This is a genomic window from uncultured Polaribacter sp. (assembly GCF_947500975.1).
Classification (GTDB): domain Bacteria; phylum Bacteroidota; class Bacteroidia; order Flavobacteriales; family Flavobacteriaceae; genus Polaribacter.
This window is the reverse complement of the sequence record NZ_CANMUE010000025.1, coordinates 1-4,007: the sequence shown is the minus strand read 5'-3', so window position 1 is coordinate 4,007 and position 4,007 is coordinate 1. Positions and strand designations below refer to the sequence as shown.

Sequence of the window (4,007 nt, the reverse complement as noted above, 5' to 3'; positions counted from 1 at the left end):
CAGTTTCTTTTTTGCAAGAAGCTAAAATCAAAGTCAGAATTAATATTTTGAGTAAGTTTTTCAAATTGCGTAGAACGGTTTTGTATATGGTTTGTTGCGTGGTTTAAACACCTAATTTAGCAAATAAAAACCGAATAGAAAATCCGCGAGGATTTTCGTAAGTAGGCTAGAACTAGCAATAAATTATATACGGTGTTACAACCAGTTTTTTTCTAAATATTCTTCAGTTCTTTTTCTTATTAAAATGTCAAAATGATTTTTGTATAAATCTATTAATCCATTAGAGTTTCCAAATTCAGATTGATACTTTATTAAGTCCATTGATTTAGATATTGAAAAAAATAGTCTTTCAGAATGCTCACTTTTTCTAAAGTCAAATTGTGCTACTTTTTTCAGAACTTTATTCAATTCTACTTGATTCTTTTCATTCAATTTTTTCAGTCCATTTTCTTGATGCCATAAAACGTCAAGTATTAGTTCAAGAATGTCGTCTTTCAAGTCGTTATTGGACTCAATTCCAATTTGTTTATTAATAAATTCAATCAGTAAAACATAAATTTTTTCATATTCAAATTTGTTTTCTCCTTCTTCTTGTAGTTTAAAAATTAATTCAGTCACGGTTTTTAAATCTGGATTTTTTAATAACAATTCAGACTCTAGTTTTCTCAAAAAAGAAGAATTTCTCATTTCGTATTATACTCTGGTTTTGAGTAAGTTTTTAATTGGTTGTAACGGTTAGTATAAGAATAGTAGCGGATTTTAAAACACTAACTTTTCGGTTAAGCACAAACCTTTTTTATTATTACTTACTTTGGTTTTGGCGATTAGACCGCTATTATTTTTATACATTGTTAGGCGTTGTTATTTATTTCTGTTATTACTTTATCTATCGTGTCATTTGCTATTTTCATATCTAGTCTAAAAAATTCTCTTCTAGGGTCAACTCTATATGAATCTAATATTTCATGTATTTCTTTTTCTGCTTTTTTACAATCTTTTACAGCCCATTCTCTCATTACAGCAAATTTATCAGGGACACTTGTCTTTGATAATTGTTTTGCTCTTTCTTCTGTTTTGTTGGTTGTTAAGCCTATTTTGTAAATGTCTTTTTCGAATGTTGCGTTTCTCATAACGTAAATAAAGCCTGCATTTTCTCCTTCAAATTCTTGTTGGTCGGCATTATTCGAAATAATCAAGTCATTTGTATTAGCTTGAAAATAACTTTCTGTCTTGTTAACCCAAGTTTTTCCTGTTACTTGCCTTCCTTTTTTATCTGTTCCAAATTCTTCGGGTGATAATTTTTTCCAATAACCTCCATTCTCTATTTTAAAATTTTCGTCTCTTAAAACAATTCTATCAGCTGAAAATCTATTTTCTCTATTTAGTAACCATAAAGAACGATGCCTAATTTTATATTTAGAATCTACGTTTTTAAATTTCCTTTTTTTAGTAGGACTATTAGTTAAGGCTTTTAATTGTGTTTGATGTTCTTCTTCTTCTATATCTTCTTCATAAAAATTAAAATAGTACGGCAAGTATAAAACTGCTTTAGCAAGTTCAAAAATTGAACTATACCCTTCAACACTTGAAAGCATATCTTCATAAGTCTCTTGTACATCTTTTGTTAGCCATTCTCCATTTCTCACAAAACCAGTTATATCATCAGTTAAGATTGAAAAAGAGTTACCTTCATCTTTTGCTATGTATCTTGCATCTATAGTTTCAGTTTCTAAATCGAACCTACAGGCAATTAAGACTTTCCATAAGTTTTTGTTGTCATTAAGTTGAACAGCTTCTCTTTTTCGGTCATCAGCTGGCTGTATTTCTTCTTTGCCAGGAATTCTACTTTTTGTTAATGGAACCAAATCTTTTGTTTTTTCCTCTGTATCAATTATCTCTCCTGTTAAAAAGAGCATAGTGACTTCATTGCCTCTTCTCAGAATAGACACTCCTGCAATTACAAACTCACTTCCTTCTTCAGTCTTAAAAGTAATTTCATTAATTTCAGAACCTACGTTGAAATTATATATTAAATCCTCTTCTAAATTCCCTTTTATAAAATTGATATTATACTTAAAATCTCTTGAAGTGTAGAAATCTAAAAAATCATAAAAAGATATTAGGTAATCTTCTTCTTCAAGCAATTTCCAAGAATTGATTGTTTTGTCAAGGTCAACAAAAGCTTCCATTATGTTAAACATAATAGGCATTTTTCTATGACCATAAGTCCAAGACCTATGATTGAATTCGTTTAAGAAATGTCTAATTTCAAAATCCATATTTAATCCAATACCATTTGAATCTTGAATTTCTAACGTATTGACTGCTTTTTTGAAATTGTCGCGTAATTTTTTTTTGAGAGCTGGGTTTTCTCTCATTCTTTGTTCGTGAAGAGCTTTGACTTCTTTAAATTCCTCTGTTGATTCGTCAGGAACCACATCTTTTGAGTATTCAATTCGTCTTTTAATATGCTCTTTCATTGGTTGGTTTTAATAACGCCTAACGTGTTTGTGTATGCTTTGTTGCGTTGGTTTAGCGTGAATTTAGCAAATAAAAACTGAATAGAAAATCCGCGAGGATTTTCGTAAGTTGGCTAAAATAAAGCAATAAAATATACACGGTGTTGCCAGTAGTATTTATTCGATAGTTTTTTCAATTAATTCTAATTTTCCTTTAATCAATTTCCAAGTTTCTGTATATCCATAACCTTGTGAATCTTCTCCACTAATAAAACGTTCTATCAATTTTGGAATTCCTTTTTTTATCTCATAAGTATCTTGTCCGTGTTCACAACAACCATTTCTCCAAGTTGAATTAATTTGTTTTTTTTCGTAATCAAATTCAGGCGAAGTTATTTCTCCATAATTTTTATTCTCTTCAAAGAATTCCTTCTTCGGATTATAAATCCAATATAAAAAAGGAACATTCGGTCCAGCTGGAAGAAATTCCATTAGCCTAAAATCCTTTTTTCTGTCAAAATTCATATCTTCAATTGCAAAAAGTTGGTCGTTTGGAAAAGTTTTGCTGAAATAGTTTTTGCTCGGTTTTATAGTTTGGTTTAAAATTCCATTTTTTAGAACCTTAATTTTTATTATTTCACAGTCTTTTTCTCCGCATTTTTTTGTTAGGCAAAACTCAAATTCCGCATCTGAAAACTTTATTATTTCTTGAGAATAAAGTTTAAATGAAAACAAAATTATTAATATTAGTAAATTTTTCCTCATATTACTGGCAACGTTGTTGTATAAGATTAGTTGCGTGGTTTAAACACTAAAGTTAGCAAATAAATCACGGATAGAAAGTCCGCGAGGACTTTCGTAGGTAGGCTTTAACCAAGCAATTAATTTTATACGGTGTTGTGTGTAGGCTTTTTTCATTCCGCTCAATTATTTTCAGTTTCGGCTATTAGTTTTGTTATTTTCGGTTGTAAAATCCAAATTCCGATGAATAAAAATAGAATTAAAATTAAATTCACTAAATAGTCTGAAAACTTAACTTCTCTTTTTAATTCCAACATCGAAATGGTTTTACAAGCAAAGACTATAGTTTGAAAAAAAGCAAAAAACATATAAAGAGCAATTGGAATGAGTAAAATCGTTAGAGTATTAAATTCCGCTTGAGTGTTTTCCGCTGTTTGTTCAGGTGAAAGCAAAAACGAAACAATTAATAAAAACGGAAATAAAATTATATTAATTTCGAACAGTTTAGTTTTCAAAGTCGGAAGTTTTAATGATTCCAATTTTTTCTGTCCATAAATTCCAATCGCATAAATCCAAATCAAAAATGTGATAAGAGCAATCGAATTAATAATCTCCTTTAAAGGACTTGGTGAAGTCCAAGCTCCAGTCAGAACGATTAATATAAATAATTGCCAATGTTTAAATTTTAGTATTTTTTTCATTTAATAGTTCGGATTTTTAGCTTACACACAACGTTTTATGTGTATGATTTGCTGGGTAAATTTAGCGAAAAATAACTACATTTTACAGACTTTTACGATTGCGAGG

The 4,007-nt window shown here is 29.3% G+C and carries 4 protein-coding genes; all 4 read right to left on the bottom strand.

The window, feature by feature from the left end; translation table 11 throughout:
* Nucleotides 1-195: 195 nt before the first annotated feature.
* The 4 genes from Q0733_RS12770 to Q0733_RS12755 all read right to left on the bottom strand — a co-directional run bounded on the left by Q0733_RS12770 (nt 196) and on the right by Q0733_RS12755 (nt 3,901).
* Nucleotides 196-669, bottom strand: a complete 474-nt coding sequence (locus tag Q0733_RS12770; protein WP_298782691.1) for a hypothetical protein — start codon at nt 667-669, stop codon at nt 196-198.
* A 182-nt stretch (nt 670-851) separates the two neighbouring features.
* Nucleotides 852-2,480: a GIY-YIG nuclease family protein gene (locus Q0733_RS12765; protein WP_298782689.1), complete on the bottom strand. Its 1,629-nt coding sequence runs from the start codon at nt 2,478-2,480 to the stop codon at nt 852-854.
* Nucleotides 2,481-2,636: 156 nt separating this feature from the next.
* The gene (locus tag Q0733_RS12760; protein ID WP_298782687.1) at nt 2,637-2,984 is read right to left on the bottom strand and encodes a hypothetical protein; all 348 of its coding nucleotides are present in this window, start codon (nt 2,982-2,984) and stop codon (nt 2,637-2,639) included.
* A 398-nt stretch (nt 2,985-3,382) separates the two neighbouring features.
* Nucleotides 3,383-3,901, bottom strand: a complete 519-nt coding sequence (locus Q0733_RS12755) for a hypothetical protein (RefSeq protein WP_298782685.1) — start codon at nt 3,899-3,901, stop codon at nt 3,383-3,385.
* Nucleotides 3,902-4,007: the final 106 nt, after the last annotated feature.